Raw genomic sequence first — 23,334 nt, forward strand, 5'->3', positions numbered from 1 at the left:
CGCCCTTTTTAGTGCCTAGTCGGCGAACTACGCGTTCATTGGAACCAGTACTATCGTACTAATGATGACCGTTGCCAAACCACACAGTACAGGAACCGAAGTACGTTTCACGACTTCGAACGGACTGATGTTTGCCATGCCTGAAGTTGCTACGATAACACCTGATACTGGCGAAATAGTACGACCTAGGTTAGACGCCTGTAGCATCGGAATGATTAGGAATGCTGGGTTGAGGCCCATTTTAGCGGCTAATGAAGGAGCAAGCTCTACGAATGCGTAAAAAGGCGCATTACCTGAACCCGTCGCAATGGCCGCGGCAACTGTTAGACCAGTCAAGATCAGCATCAATGCAATACCGCCTGCGCCCGCTGTTTCTGCTAAGTGCAGTAGGTTATCAATAGCGCCGACAGACATAAGACCTTGAGCGAACACACCTGCTGCGACCAATAGCATTACAACACCTTTAAACGCGTCAGCCATACCTTGGTAACAAGACTCTAGGTCTTCAAGGGTTTTTTGTCCGTCAAAACGCTTAACAACATAATCAATCAAAGCGCCGATGAAAATGGAAAGCACTACAATGGTGTAGATGTCTAGTTTGAGGCCTGGGATAGTACGACCGTTAAACAGGAACACACCAATAATCGGTAAGAATGGTAACACGGCATAAAATGCTGGCGCGTTTACTTCAATCTCAGAAACATCGACTCGCTCCATTGGAGAGTTTTGCTTTTGATCGAGGTATTTGTTCCAAAAGAAAGCGGCTACTGCCATCACGATGATCGCACAGATTGAGACTGGAAGTACGGTTTGGACGGCGAATACATCCAAATCTAATCCTGACTTCTCAGCTGCAATGACCACATCTCCAGACGTTGGTGAAAGAATGATCGCAGCAGGGGACGCACAAACAGCAACCGCAGCTGGACGAGAAATGCCCATAGCCGTCATCATTGGGAATAGTGTTGCCATTAATAAAACACCAAGACCTGTTGCAGAACTTACGGCTAATGACATGAGACATGCGACAATATAGGCCGCAACGAGCAGTACGTATGGAGACTTAATGACAGAGAGTGGTTTTGAAAACTGTTTTACTACAACATTGTTAGCACCAATATGAGTCATATAAGCAGCAAAGCCACATAACAGCATGATTTGCATACCTAAACCGCCACCACGGTACTGAAGCATGTATTTGACGTACTCTAGTGCGTCAGTGACCATGTTTCCTGTTGATGTAATCTTTGCGGGCAATACGGTGTGGCCGATAATCCCCGTAACAATCAACAGAAAAACACCGGCAGTGAGTAGGACACCAGCGGGTTTGTAGCCTTTGACAATGAAATAGCCAACGGTGATCGTCACAACGAGGCCAATCAAGAGTTCCAGCATAGAAATCTCCTCAAGATATGAAAAATATAAAGAAACTGTTTCAAACTATGTCAAAGAATGTACAGAATTCTATCTTGTGGCACGAGGGCAATTTGCCGTTCTAATGATCTGGAACAATAATTCGATAAAGCTTTTGCAATTAGAGATATGTTTTGTGTATGTGGTTTCTTGGATGTTAAAATTACAGCCAATGAGTGATGAAGCATATACAAAATGGGGAGGAGGTATTGTTCTCAGCGAGAGTTTCAGGACAACTTATTTAAATCGCCGTTTGTCACATTTTACTTACTCAATACCTCAAAGTTGTGTGTTGCGAGCTGATGGATGGCCTCTAGTGGAGCCGGCATTGCGAGAAAATACCCTTGGAACATATCGATCTCTAACTGACGCATTGCATCAAGCTGCTGTTGGGTCTCAATACCCTCAATTACCGTTTTTGCATTGAGTTTTTTTGCAAGGTTAATGCTAGACAGCAAGCCGCTTTTATCGCCGTCCATGCACGATAGCATCAATGTGCGATCAATTTTAATTATTCCGGGTCTTAACGCTTCAACACGCTTTTGGTTTGAGGCATTTATACCATAGTCATCTACCGCGATTGTGAACTTATTCTCAGCAAGTTTGCCCATCGCTCGGCGCAGGTTCTCTTCACTCGATGCAGCGAGTTCAATGACTTCCATGACAATTTGCGAGCTACTCAGCTCAAGAGCTTTGAGACGCTGATTTAGCAAGCAAGAATCAATACTTTCGATGGCTAGATATTCCCCAGCGGATGGAAGGACATTAAGGAAGAGTTGAAGATGACGGTATTTTGAACGCGCAAAGTTTCGGATGTGAATGACTCGACTTAAACGCTCTACATTGATCTTGTCATCAAAGTCAGTCTGGTCAGAATGGAAAAAGAGATCAGGGCGGACGCAACCATGTCCTTCACGGTGAATCCTTACCAAAGCTTCAACACCGATAACTTGGTCCTGGCGGTCGAAAATCGGTTGGAATACACTATTGAGTTCTAGGTCTTTATAAGTGCCGACGTACTGCGAATTTTCATTGATGGAAAGGCAATCCACAAATTGCTGCTTAGTGGATAGAATCATACCTACAATAGACCTCGATAATCGACAAAGTTAACCACAGTGGGTTGTTCTCAACATTGCGACATAATATTGACATGGCCGTAAATCTGTCAATCAAACTTTGGACTAAAGACTCGAATTTTGAAGGCATATCCAACTATTGGCTAATTAATCGTTTACTAGCAGATAGATTAACTGAATGTTTTGTCATTAGTGGCTAAGTAGTAAATATGGTTTGATGCGTTTTTGTCCACGCTAGAGGGGAAATTAACGGGCGATACTATCGTTCGTACTGGTAGCGTTTAAGAGCTTTCACTTCAACCTCTTTATCTCGACAAAGAGGGAGTAGTATTGTTGGAGAACGTGACCTTACGATGACATGACGGCGTTTAACTAAGTTGTATGACTGAATAGAGCTGAATGTATTTACGTACCAGCTGTTTATCCGCAGCGCGCTTTAATGGATGGGTAAACTTTACGAAATAAGGGCTAAGGCTAAAATGCTGTTCTAGAGATTGAGCCAGTAGAGATTCACTTTCATACAGAGTGATCCCCTGAACACGGTATTCATCTATCTCGTCTGGTAATTGACCTGTCCACCAATACAGTAACTCTCGACTCTGTTTGCTACGTGTTATCCAATGGTCAGTAAGTAATAATAATAGATCGTTCGGTTGGACGGCGTATCCATATTCTTCTTGCCAATGGGCTATGGTTTTAAACAGCTTCTTACGACATGAAGGCCCAGCGCTAACAAGGTGAGAAGTCAAAATCCACACCGTGCCTATTTCTGAACTGACTCGATAGTGATGGGGAAGATCGCTGTTGTTTACCGTATCAAGAGACTTATAGTCGTAGTCATGACCAAACTCATTCAGCGTGCGTGAAAGACGACGCGCAAAGGCTAAGCCCAAATGATGCTCGTTCATCCCCTTATTGTGAATTGTTGGGTAGTGCTTTTCACATAACGCCATGCAGTCAGCCTGAAATTCGTTGACGCTCTGTACTAATACATCCAATAACAAGATCAATCTCTCCATAATAAGCGCTAAGCGTAACTAGACTAACATGCTGCGATAAAGTTTCGTTACACTTAATCGATTAAAACTTGAGGAGCTTTAGGGGTTTATGTCTAAGATTGAATTTACATCACAACAAAAGCAGGCGATGGCGCAGCGGCTTCAGAACTACTTAGAAGACGAACTTGATATTGAAATCGAGCAATTCGATAGTGAGTTTCTGCTTGAGTTTATTACCAAGAATTTTGGTGGCGCTTTTTACAACAAAGGCCTATCTGATGCACAAGCGATAATGGAAAGAAAAATGTTAGATATTGGTGATGAAATCTATCAAGCCGAGCAATTGAGTGATTATTAAGTTCCTTCAAATTTTTTGAACGACTTAATCAACACCAACGGATGTCGTGAAAGTAAAGAATAGTAAATAATCTGTTGCAAGAAATGAAATGTAGTCTAAAGCGTACAAAAATAACGCTAAGGTATAGGGCTGTTGAATGAAATCAGATGTAAAAAATTACAACCCAGTAGCAAGAGCAATCCATTGGTTGTCAGCGATTGTGGTTATCGCCATGTTCGGTGTCGGACTGTGGATGGTCGATCTATCCTATTACAGTCAGTGGTATAAGACCGCACCGCACTGGCACAAATCAGTTGGATTATTGCTAGCAGGGTTAACCATCTTTAGATTTGTATGGAAATTAGTGACGCCGTCACCACGAACTGAAGGCAGTCCGCTAGAAATCATTGGCGCTAAATTGGCTCATATGGCGATGTACGTTTTGTTTATCGTGCTGTTTGTCTCAGGATATTTGATTTCGACGGAAGATGGCCGAGCGATTGACGTTTTCAACTGGTTTAGTGTACCCGCGCTAGGTGCTCTGTTTGAAAATCAGGCTGATATCTCCGGTCAGGTTCATTTCTATACCGCTTGGGCGCTCATTATTCTTGCTGCTGTTCATGCAATTGCAGCTTTAAAACACCACTTTATTAATAAAGACAACACGCTACGTAAGATGATAGGAGCTTCACAATGAAAAAAACAATTTTTGCTGCAGGACTGGCTATGGTTATGGCATTGCCTTTTGGTGCTAGCGCAGCAGATTACATGATCGATACCAAAGGTGCTCACGCTTCAGTTAACTTTAAAGTAAGCCACCTAGGTTACAGTTTTATCAAAGGTCGTTTTAACAAGTTCGATGGTGAGTTTTCTTATGATCCTTCTAACGTAGCCGCATCAAAAGTAATGGTAAATGTTGATACGACAAGTTTAGACTCGAACCATGCAGAGCGTGATAAACATATTCGTAGTTCAGACTTTATTGACGCTTCTAAGTACTCTACAGCAACCTTTACCAGTAGCAGTGTTGTTGATAAAGGCGACGGCAAACTGGCTGTAAATGGTGAACTGAATCTTCACGGTGTGACTAAGCCAATTACAATTGATGCTGAGTTCATTGGTGCAGGTCAAGATCCTTGGGGTAGTGAGCGTGCTGGCTTCTACGGCACAACGCGTCTTGAGCTTGCAGATTTCAATATCGCAGTGATGGGTGCATCAAGTTATGTAGACATGGAACTGCACGTTGAAGGTGTTAAGAAATAACGCCAGCAGCGGAAGTGACAAAAAAGCCCCTTAGCCTGAGCTAAGGGGCTTTTTTTGGTCAAGCGACTTATTTCCCGACCAAAACTTCTAGCCAACGTGTTGTTATTCTGTCTTTTACGCTGTTTCTAGATGGCGTTGTTCAACGATGCTCACTCGTTCACCGTAAATAGGGCGCAGTGCGGCAAGAACAGTTTCTCGTGAGACCACACCGACCAATTTACCTTGCTCAAGAACAGGCAGTACATGCGGTTGGTTTACTTTCATCGATTTCGCACGCTCTTCTAAAGAGAGTGTGGTGAAGCGAGTCGCCATCCCCATGCTCGTTGTTGGGTATAGCTGTTCTTTGTCGATACAAAGGAATTCAGCGATATCAACCAGTTTGTCTTTGCTATCGATAGCGATAACTTCGCGTGACATTAAATCAACCACTTTTTGATCGCTCGTTGGAATGTAATCCTGACACCATAGGTCGACCATCACGTCATGTGCAGAGAAGAAACCCACTAAACGACCTTCGATATCACAAACGGGTGCACTGGCAAGATGGTTGTCTAAAAGAGTGTCGATCGCTGTTGGAGTTGGCATGTCTGCGCGTAGTACGACCGGCGCGCTATTCATAATGTCTTTAGCCGTTAGGTTGTTGTTCATAGTTAGTTCCTTAACCGTATTTAACTGAGTTGTTGTAATGGCCGATACACTGGCTGCTTTTAGGTGTGGTGTGCGATAAATTCCCCAGTTCGCAAGTCCCACCAAAACTGCTCCCCCAACAATGTTTCCAAGTGTCACTGGAATCAGGTTGGCGAAGACAAATTGCTTAACGTTTAGGTCTGCATAGTGTGTCGCTGATACGCCGACTTGCTGCCAAAAACTATCGGGAGCAAAGTTCTGGATAACGATCCCCAAAGGCACCATAAACATGTTGGCTACGCAGTGTTCGAATCCGCTTGAGACGAACATGGCAACAGGCATAATTGTCATTGCTGCCTTTGTCATTGCGTTTGCACTGCTAAACGTTAACCATATTGCTAGACAAACCAACAAGTTACACAACACACCTAATGCGAATGCCTGGATGGTGGTGTGGTGTAGTTTATGCTGAGCAATATTGAGCGCATTCAATCCCCATTGACCTTGATCCAATTGATACATGCCAGCGGCACTGACGATGATCAACAGCAGCATTGCACCAATAAAGTTACCGAAGTAGACCTTGCCCCAGATAGAGATCATCTTGGTAAAGCTAATCTGTTTATTGGCCCAAGAGATGCTCGATAACACTGAACTGGTAAACAGTTCTCCACCACATATGACGATGAGAATGAGCCCCATACTGAAGGCCAAGCCTCCAGCCAATCGGCTTAACCCCCAACCACTGTCAGCACTGCCTGTTGTGACTGTTATGTAAAACAGAAATGCCAGACCGATAAACGCGCCAGCCATAATCGCTAGGCTTAACGTCATGCCGCTGCTCTTTTTGGCTTTGCTTAACGCAAATTTTTCAGCTTCGGCCATCATTTCGATGGGCGAAAAGTACTGATTATTGACTTGAGTTGATGACATAACCGCTCCTCAACGTGTACTGCATAAATCTACTCCTGTGTGTATGCAGCGAATAACTCACCACTGCCCAACCAGATTAGGGTCAGGAGCACTAGAGGTAAAATTGATAATTTTTAAAAACCACATCAAAAATATTGATATGCCGTGGCAGGAGCGTAAAATGAAACGGTTTGCGTATATGTCGGGTCAATCTGACATTTGAACGTAGTAATGTGTGTAGAAAACACCATCAATAGCAAAGGATTGGATCGCTATGCGATATTCATTAAAACAGCTTGCAGTATTTGATTCAGTTGCCGATAGCGGCAGTGTCAGTTTGGCTGCTGATAAACTCGCATTAACTCAGTCTGCAACAAGCATGTCTTTGGCTCAATTGGAGAAGATGCTCGGCCGTCCGCTCTTTGAACGCCAAGGAAAGCAGATGGCTCTGACCCACTGGGGAATGTGGCTTCGCCCAAAAGCAAAACGCCTCTTGCAAGATGCACAACAGATTGAAATGGGCTTCTACGAACAGCATTTGCTTAGTGGCCACGTTAAGCTTGGCGCAAGCCAAACACCAGCAGAACATTTGGTGCCTGACCTTATCAGTATTATTGATAACTCTTTTCCTGAAATGCGTATTTCACTTAACGTCAAAAGTACCGACAGTGTTATCGAGGGTCTACTCGACTACAAATATGACCTGGGTATCATCGAAGGACGTTGTGATGACAACCGCTTGCATCAGGAGGTTTGGTGCCGGGATCATCTAACGGTGGTTGCTGCTGCTCATCATCCTTTCGCACGCCATGAAACAGTGAGCTTGGCGCAGCTTGAGCAGGCTCGTTGGGTATTGCGAGAGCACGGCAGCGGGACACGAATGATTTTTGACAGTTCGATACACCATTTGATTCAAAATCTCGATGTATGGCGTGAATACGAACACGTTCCAGTGCTTCGCAGTATGGTTGAAAACGGTCAATATCTTACTTGTTTGCCCTATCTTGATGTTGAGCGATTCATTGAAAGTGGTCAGCTTGTTGCTCTGAATGTCCCAGAACTCTGTATGGAGCGGACTCTCTCTTTTATATGGCGAGCCGACATGATTGAAAACCCGCTTGTCGAGTGCATTAAGCGAGAAGGGGCACGAATGATGAAAGGCAAGCCGTCAGTGTTGTAGCCAACGACCCTGCACCTTATTAACTAAAACTGTTGAAATATCGATTACGTCACAAGTTTAATTATTTACAATGCAATTTCATTATTGATTGTGTGATCTACGTTGTGTGTTATTGGCGGGGAATTGCCTAGTATGCTTACTTGAACTTTTGATGTGTGGTTAAACACACCGAGCGAGGCGTAATGAGCACTCTAGTCGCAATTTCACTTACAACAGGCATTTTATCCGGACTTTGGGGGTGGGTAGCTATCTCTCTAGGGCTGTTTTCATGGGCAGGTTTCTTGGGCTGTACTAGCTATTTTGCGTCGCCAAACGACAGACTAAAAGGGTTATCAGTTAGTTTAATAACTAATATGAGTGGCGTTTTTTGGGCAATGGTGATCATTTACGCATCTCAATTCGCTTCACTGGAAATCCTTGGCTACGTGATTACAGCCCTTGTTGCATTTTTGATGTGTGTGCAGGCGAAACAAGCTTGGCTCCGTTATATCCCTGGCACCTTTATTGGTTCATGCGCAACCTTTGCAGCCGATGGTAACTGGAAGCTAGTGATTCCTTCCCTGATTTTAGGTGGCATTTTTGGTTACCTAATGAAAGCGAGCGGCATGTGGCTTCATCAGAAGTCGAACCAATCTCAGGCTAATAACCGCTTACAAGCGCGTTCTTAGCTTTAGATAACCATCCTGACTGCTATACCGAAGCTGTTCAGGAACCCCCTATTGATTTGTATCAGTATTTTTTGATACGCGGCATCTAGTTATAGATGCCGCTTTTTTATGTGTTGCCATTTGCCATTGTGACGACACGCTTCAATGTCCAGCGCAATAAGATTGGAATGCATTCGTTACCTTTGGTTTCGCAGTGGGAAACGATGGCGAGCGCGAGATCCGGTTTGGCGTATTTTTTCAGCACTCGTGTGACGACTTTTTTCGCGGGAATAGGGTGATCTAGTGGAATCTTGACCATATTTTTAAAAAACGGCTCGAATCCATTGTTATACAAGAAGTGCTCTATATCTCGATCCGGTAGTTCGGTGAGTCTGTGTCGCTCTTGGTCATGACCCAACTGAGCTTTAACGGTTGCTGCGTACTTTTTACCGGCGGCATCGCCATCTGTTACAACATGCCAGTCAATTCCAAATGCTTTGGCAACTTTGATCAGCGACTTTAGACCTGACTGAGCAAACTCGATGATTTGCACGCCTTCCGCGGCGAGGTTGTAACCGCACTGGTTAGCCAATTCGTTAAATAGCCACACCTCAGTCTCGCCCTCAACCAATAGCCAACACCGAGCAAACAGCGCACCTGAGCGATGGAAACGAATATGGAATCCGATGCGGCGCAAATCGTCGCGGCCAAATCCTTGCTCAGACAAATAAGTGGTAATGGTACGATCCGACTGTCTAACTAAGCGTCTAATGCTGGATAATGGAACCTGACCAAGTAACTCGCCACTATTGGTTGTTAATATTTTTTGCATAGGTAAAAGTTGCAGTAAACCCCATGCGCGCGCGAGGTGAGTAGGGTGCAAACGGCCTTCTGGATCTTCAATGATCAACAGTGGGCGAGCGCAACGTCTTAGTGTTGTTGGGCCTTTCGCTTGAAGATAGGCATTTAACAGCCCCATAAACAGCAAGCGAGTTTGTTTGTCTTTTGTTTCCTCAACTACCTGAGAAATACTTTTGGTACCTTGAGGCGCATTAAAGAAAATACCATCACGCTGTTTGCGTGGATTCTTGCGTGAATTGGATTTAAAAGAAAAGTAGTGTTCGACTAAGGCATTCATTGAATTCAGGCTACTACGCATTTCACCTTTGTTGACGTGGCCGGGAATCGCCATTAAACGGCGGCAAGTATTGTCTATCCGTTTCTCTACACGGGAACTGACACTGTTTCCGTTGTGAATAGGGCGTTCAAAACGACGTGAATCCTTGAGTCGAATAACAGGATGGAGACTCATCAGTTCTTGTGCCAGCTTTTCGGAGTGATGCAACGGCAATGGGTTTCCTTCGATATCGAGAAAACTGTACTTAGTCTCGATATCATACGCCACACGTGATGCACTCAATCGATAGATAATACGATGAACCCCTTGTTCGTCCTCAACCCAAACGGGTTTGATCTTTCGATAGCGACCTGCGTGAATTTCGTTTTTATCAGTAGAAACCAAACTTAGTACGATTTGTAGGTGCTGAGTCTGGGGATGGGCGATGGAATAATCGACGTGGAAGTCTGTCATTTCGAAACTATACGGAGTGCCCTCTGGTGGGAGTGAAACAGAAAGCGCGTCTAGGAGTGATGATTTACCCCAAGTATTTTCACCAATTAGGGTGGTGAGTTCATCGAATGCGATTGAAAGACGTTTGATTCCACGAAACCCGGAAATCTCAATTCGCTCTAGCTTCATAGAGTGACCTCAATGACTGTTGTTATGATAAGCATAATAGAAAAATGCTGGCATAGCAGACATTTAGCTCACAAAGTCTTAACCTGACATCAATCTCAACTCGTTTTATAACTATGACCGTCATCATACATTCAGATGTATATGGCATATCGTTCTTAATATAAATGTGAAATATAATGAATCTGTCATGTTGGATAAGGTAGGATGTAGCGGAAAAGAGAGAAAAGATATGACAGATAAAAAAAATAAAACAACACGGCTGCGGATAGCTCACATCAATGATACACATTCCTATTTTGAACCTACATCTCTTCAGTTATCTATCAATGTCGATGGACACTCGTTAGCGCCCTATGTCAGTGCAGGGGGCTTTGCTCGTATCGCCACGCGAGTAAAACAGTTGCGTGAAGAGGCACAATCTCAAGACCAAGAATTTGTTTTTCTTCATGCGGGAGATTGCTTTCAAGGGACCTTGTACTTCTCTTTGTTTAAGGGAGAAGCAAACGCCACCATGCTTAACGGCTTAGATATTGATGCGATGGCGTTAGGCAATCATGAATTAGACATGGGTAATGAACCCGTCGCTCAGTTTGCAACTCAGATTAATTTCCCGCTGCTTGCTGGCAATTGGGATCTAAGTAACGAATCCCTCAATAAGGCACATAGGCTGTCAATCAATCCAAAGGTGGTGAGCTATAACGCCGTCACTCATAGCGCTGGTTGGATAGAGAAACCGTTTGGTGACGATAAGATTGCTATTTTTTCTTTAGCGCTCGACAAGATGGCCGACATCTCCAATCCAGACTGGGACACGCCCTTTATTAACGCGATTGAAACGGCAAAAAATACGGTAGCACAGATGCACCTCGCAGGAATCAACAAGATTATCTTGCTCAGTCATATGGGATACGAAGCCGATTTAGATCTCGCCAACCATGTCGATGGAATCAGTGTGATTGTTGGCGGACATAGTCATCGCTTGCAGGGGGATTTCAGTGATTTAGGTTTAACCAAAGACGATGATTATGGCGTAAAAGTCAATCAAACCTACGTAGTACAAGCGGGCTATCATGCCTTGAGCCTTGGTCATTGCGACTTGGAGTTTGCGGCCAATGGTGAACTGATCTCATTCAACGGTCAAAATGAGCTACTCCTTGGTCGACGACTGTTTATTGATGCCAGCATGAGCGAAACTCATGACGACACACCATATCAACAAGCACGTGAGTTTATTAACGTACATCCAAATGTTGTTGTGTGTAAAAAAGATCCTGCACTCCAGACGGTGTTGCAAGAGAAGTATCGTAATCAGGTGGTGGCTTTACAAGGTAAGATCATTGCGACAGCCGATAGAAAATTGCGTCACATCCGCGTCCCAGATGAGCAAGGCCCAAGTCAACTCGCCCCTTTGGTAGCACAGTCATTCCATTACAAGATGACCCAGATGGGGTACGACGTAGATTTTGCGCTCCATAATGCCGGAGGAGTGAGGAACTCACTTAATGCGGGAAACGTATCTGTTGCGGATGTGGCAGGTAAGCTACTGCCATTTGCCGTACCGATCGGTATCTACAAAATTAAAGGTCAATACTTGCCGCTCATTTTAGAAGGGGCAATTAATAACGCGCTAAACAATGGTGTTGAAGGGACAGGGGATGGCTCATTTCCTTACACACATAACCTGCGCTTTACTTATCTGTCTGAGGCGGAAATCGGTAAGCGTATACAGGATTTAATGATTTTAGATTCGAGTGGCAACTGGCAGCCAGTTGACCACCAGCGTATATATCACGGTTCTTCATCGGCATATACGATGAAAGGTAAAGAAGGTTACGACGCGATTTTGAATATGGAAGATGAAGGGGTTATAACCTCAGTCTCGATGGCCGACTGCTTCATTCGACTGCTGGAAGATAAGCCGCAAACGCTCAATCGTCTACAGCCCAATATCAGTTCTATTCAATGGCACAAAGGTTGCTAGTTACTCCTTGGGTTCATGCTATGTATCAATAATACTCAAGGGGGTATTATGTGGAGTAAAGATTGGATAGACGTTGCAGTGGTCATTAGCTGGATTAGCGTATGGTCTGCATTAGTTTACTTTATTCCTGTGGGTGGCGTTTAACCGTCACAACGAACACCACAGGGCACCAAACAAAAGGAGCAAGTAAATTTGCTCCTTTTCGAATTTAGCTATGGACGAATGCCTGATTGAGGCATAGAATCCGCCTTGTTTGGGGAGTAGTCGCCTCTGGTTTACTTATCGTCATCTCGTTAGATTCTATCTTTCCGGTAAGTATAAGTAATTCTGATGGAATCCATCGGGATTATTTCGACGAGACCAACGTAATCAAATGGCACTTAACATAAAAAAGTTAGGTGAATTGTTTGCTTGCGGTTGGGATCGTTACATTTCATGACTCTGTTGATCCCTCCGCATTTGGAGGACATATGACCCCTATTACTTACATCTGCTTCGGCATTCTGATCCTTTCACTGGTTGCCCTTGATATCTGGCAAACTCGTGGTGGGAAAATTACCATCAAAAAAGCCGCAATCTGGAGCATCTTCTGGTTTGCATTTGCTTTTCTTTTTGCTGCGTCTATCTACTTGTTCTGGGATCTCTATGCGCCTAGCAGTCTATACACGCCGGAAAAAGCAACCGTCTCATTCATCACCGGTTACTTGTTAGAGAAGTCTCTGAGTGTTGATAATCTGTTTGTGTTTGCAATCATATTCCATCAATACATGGTCCCTGAGCATCTTCGTCCACGTGCGCTTCTATGGGGTGTGATTGGGGCGTTGATCTTACGTGCAATTATGATCGCAGTAGGGGCTCAACTGCTCGCTCAATATCACTGGATACTGTATGTATTTGCTCTATTCTTGATTTGGACCGGTATCCAATTGGCGCGTGATAAAGGCGATGAGGAAATTAACTCATTACCAGAGCGCATTATCCGCAAATTCGTCCCAGTCAGTGACCAGTTTGCTGGTAATGCTTTAACTGTTGTAGAGCAAGGTAAGCGCATTGCAACGCCGATGTTTATCGTTATCGCGGTTATCGCTTTTATGGATGTTATGTTTGCTCTCGATTCCATCCCAGCCATCTTCGCAGTCACGCAAGAGCCTTTCCTTGTATTAGCCGCAAATGTATTTGCACTTCTTGGGTTACGCTCGCTTTACTTTGTATTGCAGGGCATGATGGATAAGTTTATCTATCTCAAGCCTGCGCTGTCCTTCATCATGGTGTTTATCGGCATTAAGATGATGTTAGTAGGTTCGGCATGGGAAATACCAACAGCGGTCTCGTTGTGCGTATTGTTGGTTACGATGACGGTAGCTGTGGTGGCTTCGATCATGAAACAGAGAAATGACCCAGAACAAATCATTGTGACTACCAATAAATAAACTAATTAGTTTTCGAGTAACATCCCGTTTTGAAATGCGAAATGTTGTAAAATATTTGTGATACCAAAACGGGATACACCACTGTGACTGACTAAGTATTCATTATAAGTGGCAAATTACGGTTTTTTATTTACTTAATCTGGATTAAATAAAATACAGGGTGTTAATGGGTTGTTTTATTAAAAAATCTAATGTGAACATCCAAAAATTGTCATTTTTTGCGCGAAAAAATATTGCCTATCATTAGCGCAACAAAACGAATTAAGCAGTTTATAGAGAGGCAATCATGGCACAAGCAATGCAAATGGGTACTATCGAAGCACCTATCTCTATGGATAAAAAAACCTACTCGGTTTCTTTCAAAGGATTGATTGCACACCTACTAGATATTCTATTTACAGATAACAGCGAACCAAGTACGCAATACGCGACTGATTTGTCTGGTCATATGCAAAAAGATATCGGTCTATACCGCTAATAGAAATATTAGAAGAAATGCTAGCCATGTTGCTGGCATTTTTTTTATCTGTACATAGAAATAAAAAAAGCGTTCATTTGAACGCTTTTTTCGTACTCGGGGGAATTACTTCTTACGGCAGTATTCTGCGATAACGTACATAGATTGACCACCGTTCGCTTTACCAGAAACAAGCTTAGGATCATCGCCAATGCTAATGCCACGGATAACCGTGCCTTGCTTAATGACTTGGTTAGTGCCTTTAACTGGCAGGTCTTTGATAACTGTTACGTCGTCACCTTTTTTAAGTTCAACGCCGTTGCAATCAAGAGGTTTGTCATCAGCCGACATACCTGTCATTGCCCAGTTCATTTGATCTTCTTCCATGTACATCATGTCTAGCGCGTCTTGTGCCCAGCTTTCTGAGTTCAAACGAGTTAGTTGACGCCAAGCCGTTACCTGAACAGCCGGTACCTGGCTCCACATGCTGTCGTTTAGACAACGCCAGTGGTTAATGTCTTTTGGCTCATCGATTTCACCCAGACATTTGTCACAGACCATGATGCCGTAATCTACTGTCACGTGGCTGTGCGGTGGAACAGCGTATGCCGTTAATGGTGCATCAGCAGCACATAGTTCACATTTAGATTGGCAGCGTTCTAGCATAGTAGCTTCAGAAGACATAATGGACTCACATATATTAGGTGTTAATAACGCGGCTATTATGCACTTTATCCATCGAAATGAAAGGGCTATTGGGAATAGCAAAGGTTTTCCCGCTGTAAAATTGCCAAATACTGACTTTTGTAATCAATCGAGTAACAAAATGCATCGTGTCAATAGCTTACGTTGTGTGACAATGTCACATTGTTAGCATTTTCTTTACCTCTTTAGTATCAATAGGCATAATCAAGCGCGTCTTTATTTCAAATTAATAGGTCACGGAAGTTGGAATTACTATCCATTGATTTCTTAGGCAAGCCCCTTCGTCTTGAAGGTTCTATGGCTGGCTGGCAACAATTGTTTTGGAACAATCAGCTTGTCTCTCAGCTCGATGCGGATTGTGAACGTGGAAGGGATACGGAGCATATGTTCACGTTAATGAATGGTGAACAAACGCTTGAATGCCGATTAAAAGCGACCTTGGTGTGGCAACCTTTCACTTTGGACTTCCAAGCCAGTGCAAATGGGGAAGTTATCGCTAAGGGCAGTCGGAACACCAAGGACATCGAGCAACAAGTCCCGTATACGCCACCGCCGCAAGAAAAGCGTTTTAGCCTTATAGGATTAATCTCGCTAGGCATGAAAGCGATCAAGAGCGCTAAGTTGATTAAAGTTGTTCTTGCCTCTGCTAGCCTTGCAGCTTACTCCTGGTTGTTCTCTTTTCAATTTGCGCTCGCTTTGATTGCTTGTCTGGTTTTTCATGAGTATGGGCATGTTAAAGCGATGAAATACTTCGGTATGAAAACCAAGGGTATCTACCTAGTGCCATTTCTCGGTGGATTGGCTCTGAGTGATGAGAAAATAAACACCCGTTGGCAGGACGTCGTTATCTCGATAATGGGGCCTATGTTTGGATTGATTTTGTCTGTCGTACTGTTAGTGATTTATTTGATCACAGGCGAAATGTTCTTTGCGGGTCTAGCGGTGTTCAATGCATTCCTAAATCTATTTAACTTGTTGCCGATTTTGCCTCTCGACGGCGGGCACGTGTTAAAAAGCATCAGCTTTTCGATGAACAGCGTTGCGGGTATTGTTTTATGTACCGCGGCTGCCGCTGGTGGCGTGGTACTAAGTTACTCACTTGGCCTAACGCTATTTGGTTTTTTACTCATCATGGGCATGTTAGAGATCGTATTTGAGTGGCGTGGTCGTCACCATAGTCACTTATTGCCGCTCGATCGTTATGGTCAGATTGTATCCGCAGTTTGGTATGTCGGCTTAGTGGCAAGTTTGATTGGAATTATTTGGTTCTTTGCTTCAACGGGTGACCAACTGCTTCAACTACCGCTACTCATTCTTGGTACATAGTAGAGAAAAGGGAGCCAATAGCTCCCTTATTGTTATGAGCAGTTGACGCGAGCAACGGAATAGTTTGGCAAGCTGTTGATCTTGGCCGTCAAATCTTGAATACGCGTACTGTGAGAAGGGTGAGTAGAAAGAAGCTCTGGTGGTTGACTCCCGCCTGATGCTTTGGCCATATTTTTCCATAGTTCGATGCTCTGGTTAGGATCAAACCCAGATTTAGCCATCAACTCTAAACCAACCAAATCTGCTTCGGACTCTTGGGTACGACCATAAGGCATCAAGACCCCGTACTGAACGCCTAGTCCGAGCGCAGCCATTGTTGCTTGTCGATATTGTGCGTAATCTGACGAACCAAGAGCGATGCTTGTAATCTGTAAGCCGGCATTGGCTATTTGGGATTGGGATAGACGTTCATTACTATGATCCGCCAATACGTGAGCAATCTCATGACCGATAACCGTTGCCAACTGATCCTGATTAACTGCGACATTTAGTAACCCAGTGTAAACGCCTATTTTCCCCCCAGGTAGAGCAAAGGCATTGACTTGGTCACTATCAAAGACCACCACTTCCCAATCAGTAAACCCCGGTTGCTTTGGGACATGCTGAGTGATTGCCTTGGTTACACACTGAACGTAGGCGTTGGTCTTAGAATCTTTACTCACCGTTTGCTGTTGTTTCATTTGTTCAAATGATTGCGCCCCTAATGAGCTCATATCCTGATCGGAAAACAGCAATAGCTGATTGCGTCCTGTAGGAGATGAAGTACAGGCAATCGCGGTCAATGCCGCAGCAATCGTTGAAATTTTTAACCACGTTCTCATCGAATTCTCCATTTCAAACGCAATATTACAATTGGTAAATCATAACATTAGGGTACAATCCTTGTTAACCATAGTTAAAAGTAGATTTAATCATGAGTATTTGGAAACAGCCGATTAATTTAGAGCTTCTTAACCACACATCAAAAAATACTTTGATAGAGCACCTCAATATTGTTTATACCGATTTTGGTGATGATTTTATTTGTGCGACTATGCCGGTATGTTCCTTTACTCATCAACCTTTGGGCATGCTGCATGGAGGAGCATCGGTTGTTCTTGCGGAAACACTCGGGTCTGTTGCTGCAAATTTCTGTGTACCAAAAGGAAGCTATTGTGTTGGTTTAGATATCAATGCTAACCATGTACGTTCAATGCGAAGCGGGCACGTGATTGGAACGGCGAAACCCATTCATTTGGGCGTTTCTACTCAAGTATGGCAGATTAACATTACCGACGAACGAGAAAGACTGGTCTGTACTAGCCGACTGACGATCGCCGTAAAATCAAAGCGTAAGACATCGGTTGACACTGAAGGTGCCAGCAAATGATGATCCCGTTTAGTGGCGGTAAGATCATCGCTACGGCATTTGAAGTGGTCATTAGGCTCGACGGGGTACACATGGTGAGCTTGCAAGCACAGAACGATGCTGTGACTTTAATTGGTAGAGGTGCGAATGTAATTTCAGCCAATGGTAGTGAGACCAAGTGGTCGGTTAAATTGGATAGTGAACAACAATTAATCGAGTTGTCTCAGCAAATAGGCTGTGAGATACAATAATTGATTTATCGCTTGATCCATTGCTACTAAATGGGGAAACTCGTTGTTAGATTAACAATAACGAGTTTTCCTCTTTATGAGCAGCCCAAGACTAAGAGTCCAATTTGAAACCCTGTTTGAACATTACAAAGGTCAAGACTGTGGTGTACAGCTCGAAGAAATCACAGAGATCTTATTCTGCACCCGACGCAATGCCCGTATCGTTCTCAACAAAATGGAAGAAGAAGGCTGGTTAGAGTGGCATCCAGCTCCTGGAAGAGGAAAACTTTCGCAACTGATATTCAAGCGCAGCCGAGCCGATGTTAGTGAGAATCTTGCTCGACGATACTTGGAAGAGGGGAAAATTGGTCAAGCACTAAAAGTACTAGACCATGATAGTGCTAAACTGGCCCAAGTGGTGGAGAGTTATCTCGGCATCGTCCATCAAGAGGGTCAACAGGTTGTTCGTCTCCCTTATTACCGCCCATTGACGACGCTTAACCCAAGCGTACCGATGCGACGTTCTGAACTTCATATTACTCAGCAAATCTTCAGTGGTTTGACTCAGATCGATGAATCTGAGCAGCTAAAACCCGACCTTGCCCATACATGGGAAATGCTCACTCCAACCCATTGGCGTTTCTATATCCGACCGAGTGTACGTTTTCACAATGGTGATCTACTCACCATGCAAAACATTGTTGATTGCCTTTCGTCTCTAAAAAGTAAAAATCTTTATTCCCATTTTTCACGAGTAGAATCTCCAGCACAGCAAATAATCGATATTCACCTAACACAAAACGATTTCCATCTGCCGCTACTGCTCTCCGAGTCCTGCGCAAAAATCATGCTACCAAGTGAGAGCAGGGCTGACAATTTCGATCTGTTTCCGATCGGAACTGGTCCTTATAAAGTGGTGCAAAATGATAATAAACGATTGGTATTGCAAGCATTTGATGGCTATTTCGGCTTTAGACCTTTACTTGACAGAGTGGAAGTGTGGGTAATTGACGAAGCGCATTCATCTATGGTGTTTCCAAGCCTAGCAAAGCCGATTAAGCCGGACGTTGCAAACTATGGAGATGAAGTAGAACTTGATCCTGGATGCACACTGTTACTGCTCAATCGTAAAAATGGGCTGGCGGTGAGTGATGAATGGGCGAGTTATTTTAGCCATCGATTAAGTACACTCAACTTGTTCCAGCAGCTACCACAGGAAAAAATCGTTGAGCTAGGTGTTCTGCCTGCGCATGGGCTAAAGCCAGGCTGGTACCATCATACAAAACAGGGTTACACCTCTCCACCATCTTACCGAACTGTTACGATTGCTTACCACGCTCAACACCCAATGTTTCCAACGTTAGTGAAGTGTATTGAAGCGATACTCAAGCACGATGGATTGAGCGTGAATCTGATTAAGTATGAGTTGACAGTTGACGATACCGCGGAAGTGGATATTTGGATAAAACCGATGGGAATTGCAACCAATCGAGATGACGCGCTAGCAGGTTGGTTGCTCAATTACAGTGATATCGAAGCCTTAAGCATGAGTAAAGATTTCGAATATTGGACAAAAGTAGTAAAACAGTGGCAAGCAACAGAAAATGCTAGTTTTCCAGCGAAAGAGCTCGGGAAATCTCTGGCTGAAAAGATGCAACTTATCCCAATGTTTCATTGTTGGCTAGGAGTTAGCAAAGACCAGTGTGGGGCGTTACAAAACGCTAAATGTAACGCTTTAGGCTGGTTCGACTTTAGTAAAGTATGGGTAAAACCAGCCTTGGATCTCACTTTTGAACAAAAAGAAGAGTAGTTATTTTGGCCAAACCCAATAAAAAACAGCCCTCTAAGACCATAGACGTATTGTGTACGAAATGTAAGTGTCACCTGTTTAAATACCGAAAAGGAGGCAAGGGGGCTTTAGTTAAATGTTTTAAAGAGCGAATAGTTGAAGATCACACGGATAACCCATGTTTTTGTCCGAGTTGTGGTATCGAATTCGCGAGGGATACATTAGTTCGAGGCACGCCAGCATTCAAGATTATTGGCGGAAAAGTCACTATGAAGTAACCGATATTCAGAATATTCTTTTGTGACATTTTCTCCAATCATGAATAGCGATAATTGTTTAAAACACGCTTGAGAGTGCGAATTTTGATCTGAGTCGATAAAAAACGTAAAAATCTCGTTAATAGGTATCATTGTTTTGTAAAGGTGTTAGAATAGCCGCAGTTTCGTTTCGGTTTTTCCAACTTTACATTAAGGGTTTACAATGGAGCTAGGTCTCATCATCGCTTTCATCGTTGCAGCAGCTGTAATGGTTAAGAAAGAGATGGCAAGCGCAAAATAATCGGTTTATTCATACCAATTTTCTTTTCCTTTTTTGAATAAACTCCAAAAAGCTCCTTAATAGGGGCTTTTTTAGTTTCTGGCTTCGCTATCAACCATTTTGTTATCCGCATAGCTTTCTCGTACTAGGTAGTAAAATTACTTAATAAAAGTGATAGTAATTATCATTTGTATTTGTATAATGAGCGCGAGAACTATAACTTAACATGAGAAATTACGGATAATGAAAGCCAACTTCAGCCTTATAGCATCAGCAGTGGTGCTTGCTCTCAGCGCAACTAATGTCCATGCTCAGGACACCACCACATTTGATGAATTCGTTGTCACAGCTTCTTTAGCTGATAAAACAAATCAAGATAAAAGTCGTTCTTTGAGTCGTATAGATGGTCAACAACTTGAAGAAATGCAACCCAATTCTGTTGCAGAAACCATTAAGTATGAACCTAACTTAACTGCCGTTGGCGCGAATGTGGCTGGGAACCAGTCCATCAACATCCGCGGCTTAAGTGGTAATAAAGTTCTACAAGTCATTGATGGAACGCGACAAAATATTCAATATGAACATCGTCCAAGCTACTTTTTAGATCCTGCTCTACTGGGTAGTTTAGAAGTGGTCAAGGGGCCGACAAGCTCACTATATGGTTCAGGCGCGATTGGCGGTGTTGTCATTCAAAATACGCTGACTGCTGATGATTTGATTGAAGATCAGGGGCTTGGTGGACGAGTAAAACTCGGTTACCAAGACAATGGCGATGTATGGACAAATTCTGCTGCAATTGCAGCGAAGCAAGATGAAGTAGACTGGATTCTGGCCGGCAGTTACAGTGATTCTGGCGATATGCAGCAAGGTAACGGCGACACCCTTTATGGAACCAAGTCAGAAAGTCTAACTGGTCTTGCGAAATTAAACTGGCAAGTAAACCAAGCCCATAAATTGGGAGTAAGCCTCAGATACGCTGATCTCGATGGGCGTCCACCAGTCGTGGGCGATTCTAGTGGTCAGATTAATGATCCAGATAAGCTGATATCGCGAAAAGTGAAAGATTCATCTATCGCACTAAAATACGCCTATAACCCAGACTCGGAACTTATCAACTTAGAATCGTCTTTGTATAAAAACAGTTCCAAGATCTCTGAGCGTGACCCGAGCTACACGTCTGATGATATTTCAGAGATTAACACAATAGGGTTGAACCTAAATAACCAGTCTGAGCTAGGGAAGTGGAAAGTCCTTACTGGTCTGGACGCCTATCGTGATCAGCTTGATGCAACTCGTGCTGCGTCTGTGTCAGGTCGACCAGATCTTCCTCAGGACGCTGAGACAACGAATCTCGGTGCGTTTGCCTATATTAACTACGATATTTTACCTACGCTTATGCTAGATGCGGGTATGAGATACGACCGCTTTGAATCTGAAGCTAAGGGCTATGACAACAATACCAAAGATTCTTTATCACCTTCAGTAGGATTGGCATGGCAAGCTCAGAAGTGGATGCTATGGTCGTTACGTTACGATGAAGCATTCCGAGCGGCGAATACATCAGAACTGTTTATGTCTGGTACCCACTTCTCTATGGGGCCAGCATCCAATGACTTCGTACCTAACCCTGAGCTAAATCCTGAAAAATCTCATAACATTGAACTTAAAGGTCAGTTCGACTTTGAAAATGTTTTTGTCGAGGACAAACTGTCATTCACTGCGGCAGCATTTAGAAACAAAGTGGAAGATTTGATCAATCTTGATGTAACGGTACCTGACCGTGCGAGCATGATCTCATGTATCATGGCGTCAGGCACTTCGTGTGGTGGCACAAGTACGCAGAAAAACATCGAAAATGCTCGTATTGAAGGCTTTGAGTTAATGGCCAGCTATGCCGTATCAAATCTTGAATTGGGACTTTCTTATGGACAGACTCGTGGTAAAGACAGCGATACTCAAGAGTGGCTATCTTCGATGCCAGCAGATAAATGGGTTGCGAGTGCTGAATACGGACTGTGGGACTATGACACCAAACTTGGCACGAAAGTCACCTTGGTCGCCGATCAAGAGCGCCTACCTAACGATGATACGACAGGGCCTTACCAAGATTACACCTTAGTTGACCTCTATGCGTCTTGGGAGCCAAGTGAGCGACTTACGGGACTAAAGGTTGATTTCGCTGTGATTAACGCAACAGATGAAAACTACCGACAAGCTTGGACACAAGTGTATCAACCAGGTCGTTCATTGCGAATTTCCGGTCAATACAATTTCTAGTGAAACGAATGACATACCAGCCACCTCTTGAGGTGGCTTTTTTAATCTAAATGCGCATACTAGAGCCATAACGTGCTAACGTATCAGACAATCTTTGTCGGTAACAAGTTTAAAGGCGACTCACAACAACATGCAAAGTCCAATCACACTTGAAGCATTGCATATACTAGATGCTATCGAACGACGAGGCAGTTTTGCAGCTGCCGCCAACGAGCTAGACCGCGCCCCGTCATCGCTGAGCTACCAGATCCAAAAGTTGGAACAAGATCTCGACATTATGATCTTTGACCGTTCTGGTCATAAAGCGAACTTCACCGAAGCAGGTAAACTGATCCTTGAACGCGGCCGTACGATACTTGCGGCGACAGAAAAACTTGTCAATGATGCTAGCGTGCTTGCAAACGGCTGGGAGCTCGATATCACTCTCGCCTATGATGGCATTATTCCGGTTAATAACTTTTTCCAAATGGTCAACGACCTTGGCAACGTAAGCTCCACTCGTATCAAGTTGCAAGAGGAGATCCTTGCGGGCTGTTGGGAGGCTCTCAATACAGGTCGTGCCGATCTGCTCGTTTGCCCAAAGATGGATACCTTGCCTCAGGATGTTAAAGCAGAAGTGATTGGGAGTATGGAAATGGTTTGGGTTGCTGCGACGGATCATTACGTCCACAAGCGTAGTGGCCATTTTGATGACAAAGCGCGTGAAAAATATCGCGTCATCGCCATCGCTGATACGGCTCGAGAACAACCGGCGATCAGTGTGAATATTATCCAGAGACAGCCCCGTTTGACGGTGACCAATTTCGCCGCCAAGGTTGACGCGCTCAAAGCTGGCTTAGGCATAGGTACTTTACCTAAAGCCCTTGCGACAGCGATGATTGAACGCGGTGAACTCAAGGCAATTACCGATGTTGAATCACAGCCGATCGAGATTATCCTCGCATGGAAACGCAATAAGATAGGCGAAGCAAAATCTTGGTGTATTCAATACTTAATGAAACACTGGAAAGCAAACGCAAAGATGTAAAACAAAGGGAGC

At 43.9% G+C, this 23,334-nt stretch carries 22 protein-coding genes; 15 read left to right on the top strand and 7 right to left on the bottom strand.

The genetic code is table 11. The features are described from left to right. Positions 1–27: 27 nt before the first annotated feature. The 3 genes from dcuC to QTN95_RS05185 form a co-directional block, all read right to left on the bottom strand. Positions 28–1,395, bottom strand: coding sequence for an anaerobic C4-dicarboxylate transporter DcuC (dcuC, locus tag QTN95_RS05175; RefSeq protein WP_331416596.1), 1,368 nt, complete (start codon positions 1,393–1,395; stop codon positions 28–30). A 281-nt stretch (positions 1,396–1,676) separates the two neighbouring features. Continuing rightward, positions 1,677–2,492, bottom strand: a complete 816-nt coding sequence (locus QTN95_RS05180) for an EAL domain-containing protein (RefSeq protein ID WP_331416597.1) — start codon at positions 2,490–2,492, stop codon at positions 1,677–1,679. 368 nt (positions 2,493–2,860) lie between these two features. Next, the gene (locus QTN95_RS05185; RefSeq protein WP_331416648.1) at positions 2,861–3,496 is read right to left on the bottom strand and encodes a hypothetical protein; all 636 of its coding nucleotides are present in this window, start codon (positions 3,494–3,496) and stop codon (positions 2,861–2,863) included. A gap of 103 nt (positions 3,497–3,599) precedes the next feature. On the opposite strand from QTN95_RS05185, the gene QTN95_RS05190 reads away from it, so the two are divergent. The 3 genes from QTN95_RS05190 to QTN95_RS05200 all read left to right on the top strand — a co-directional run bounded on the left by QTN95_RS05190 (position 3,600) and on the right by QTN95_RS05200 (position 5,090). Continuing rightward, the gene (locus QTN95_RS05190) at positions 3,600–3,848 is read left to right on the top strand and encodes a DUF2164 domain-containing protein (RefSeq protein ID WP_331416598.1); all 249 of its coding nucleotides are present in this window, start codon (positions 3,600–3,602) and stop codon (positions 3,846–3,848) included. Between the two features lie 136 nt (positions 3,849–3,984). Next, on the top strand, positions 3,985–4,524 hold the full coding sequence (locus QTN95_RS05195; protein WP_331416599.1) for a cytochrome b: 540 nt from the start codon (positions 3,985–3,987) through the stop codon (positions 4,522–4,524). Beyond that, complete coding sequence (locus QTN95_RS05200) at positions 4,521–5,090, top strand: YceI family protein (protein WP_331416600.1); 570 nt, start codon at positions 4,521–4,523, stop codon at positions 5,088–5,090. Before QTN95_RS05195 ends, QTN95_RS05200 begins: the two co-directional genes overlap by 4 nt. Before the next feature lie 114 nt (positions 5,091–5,204). Here the strand turns inward: QTN95_RS05200 and focA are convergent, their stop codons facing one another. Next, positions 5,205–6,650, bottom strand: a complete 1,446-nt coding sequence (gene focA / locus QTN95_RS05205) for a formate transporter FocA (protein WP_331416601.1) — start codon at positions 6,648–6,650, stop codon at positions 5,205–5,207. Positions 6,651–6,903: 253 nt separating this feature from the next. On the opposite strand from focA, the gene QTN95_RS05210 reads away from it, so the two are divergent. Continuing rightward, positions 6,904–7,809 carry a LysR substrate-binding domain-containing protein gene (locus tag QTN95_RS05210; protein ID WP_331416602.1) on the top strand — a complete coding sequence of 302 codons (906 nt, stop codon included), beginning with the start codon at positions 6,904–6,906 and terminating at the stop codon, positions 7,807–7,809. Positions 7,810–7,991: 182 nt separating this feature from the next. Next, positions 7,992–8,477, top strand: coding sequence for a DUF1097 domain-containing protein (locus QTN95_RS05215; RefSeq protein WP_331416603.1), 486 nt, complete (start codon positions 7,992–7,994; stop codon positions 8,475–8,477). Positions 8,478–8,583: 106 nt separating this feature from the next. On the opposite strand, the gene QTN95_RS05220 is transcribed toward QTN95_RS05215, so the two are convergent. Next, positions 8,584–10,215 carry an ATP-dependent endonuclease gene (locus QTN95_RS05220; protein ID WP_331416604.1) on the bottom strand — a complete coding sequence of 544 codons (1,632 nt, stop codon included), beginning with the start codon at positions 10,213–10,215 and terminating at the stop codon, positions 8,584–8,586. Between the two features lie 229 nt (positions 10,216–10,444). Between QTN95_RS05220 and QTN95_RS05225 the strand changes: the two genes are divergently transcribed. The 3 genes from QTN95_RS05225 to QTN95_RS05235 all read left to right on the top strand — a co-directional run bounded on the left by QTN95_RS05225 (position 10,445) and on the right by QTN95_RS05235 (position 14,104). Beyond that, a complete protein-coding gene (locus QTN95_RS05225; protein WP_331416605.1) occupies positions 10,445–12,196 on the top strand; it encodes a bifunctional metallophosphatase/5'-nucleotidase in 1,752 nt (583 codons plus the stop codon). A 470-nt stretch (positions 12,197–12,666) separates the two neighbouring features. After that, positions 12,667–13,626, top strand: a complete 960-nt coding sequence (locus QTN95_RS05230; protein ID WP_331416606.1) for a TerC/Alx family metal homeostasis membrane protein — start codon at positions 12,667–12,669, stop codon at positions 13,624–13,626. 286 nt (positions 13,627–13,912) lie between these two features. Beyond that, complete coding sequence (locus QTN95_RS05235; protein ID WP_138973567.1) at positions 13,913–14,104, top strand: hypothetical protein; 192 nt, start codon at positions 13,913–13,915, stop codon at positions 14,102–14,104. Between the two features lie 105 nt (positions 14,105–14,209). Here QTN95_RS05235 and QTN95_RS05240 read toward each other — a convergent pair whose 3' ends face one another. Next, entirely contained in the window at positions 14,210–14,767 is a 558-nt protein-coding gene (locus QTN95_RS05240; RefSeq protein ID WP_138973568.1) for a PhnA domain-containing protein, read from the bottom strand. 264 nt (positions 14,768–15,031) lie between these two features. On the opposite strand from QTN95_RS05240, the gene QTN95_RS05245 reads away from it, so the two are divergent. Further along, a complete protein-coding gene (locus QTN95_RS05245) occupies positions 15,032–16,114 on the top strand; it encodes a site-2 protease family protein (protein WP_331416607.1) in 1,083 nt (360 codons plus the stop codon). A gap of 32 nt (positions 16,115–16,146) precedes the next feature. Here QTN95_RS05245 and QTN95_RS05250 read toward each other — a convergent pair whose 3' ends face one another. Further along, the gene (locus tag QTN95_RS05250; protein ID WP_331416608.1) at positions 16,147–16,935 is read right to left on the bottom strand and encodes a M48 family metallopeptidase; all 789 of its coding nucleotides are present in this window, start codon (positions 16,933–16,935) and stop codon (positions 16,147–16,149) included. Between the two features lie 92 nt (positions 16,936–17,027). Between QTN95_RS05250 and QTN95_RS05255 the strand changes: the two genes are divergently transcribed. From QTN95_RS05255 to QTN95_RS05280, 6 genes are all read left to right on the top strand, one after another. Then, positions 17,028–17,483 carry a hotdog fold thioesterase gene (locus QTN95_RS05255; RefSeq protein ID WP_138971483.1) on the top strand — a complete coding sequence of 152 codons (456 nt, stop codon included), beginning with the start codon at positions 17,028–17,030 and terminating at the stop codon, positions 17,481–17,483. Continuing rightward, the gene (locus QTN95_RS05260) at positions 17,480–17,713 is read left to right on the top strand and encodes a DUF3389 domain-containing protein (protein WP_138971484.1); all 234 of its coding nucleotides are present in this window, start codon (positions 17,480–17,482) and stop codon (positions 17,711–17,713) included. Before QTN95_RS05255 ends, QTN95_RS05260 begins: the two co-directional genes overlap by 4 nt. Positions 17,714–17,789: 76 nt before the next feature. Next, entirely contained in the window at positions 17,790–19,502 is a 1,713-nt protein-coding gene (locus tag QTN95_RS05265) for an SgrR family transcriptional regulator (protein WP_138971485.1), read from the top strand. A gap of 5 nt (positions 19,503–19,507) precedes the next feature. Continuing rightward, the gene (locus QTN95_RS05270) at positions 19,508–19,759 is read left to right on the top strand and encodes a hypothetical protein (protein ID WP_331416609.1); all 252 of its coding nucleotides are present in this window, start codon (positions 19,508–19,510) and stop codon (positions 19,757–19,759) included. A gap of 502 nt (positions 19,760–20,261) precedes the next feature. Then, positions 20,262–22,295, top strand: a complete 2,034-nt coding sequence (locus QTN95_RS05275) for a TonB-dependent hemoglobin/transferrin/lactoferrin family receptor (RefSeq protein WP_331416610.1) — start codon at positions 20,262–20,264, stop codon at positions 22,293–22,295. A gap of 130 nt (positions 22,296–22,425) precedes the next feature. Beyond that, entirely contained in the window at positions 22,426–23,322 is an 897-nt protein-coding gene (locus tag QTN95_RS05280; protein WP_331416611.1) for a LysR family transcriptional regulator, read from the top strand. Positions 23,323–23,334 lie beyond the last annotated feature (12 nt).

The sequence above is a fragment of the Vibrio sp. M260112 genome (assembly GCF_036533775.1).
GTDB lineage: Bacteria > Pseudomonadota > Gammaproteobacteria > Enterobacterales > Vibrionaceae > Vibrio.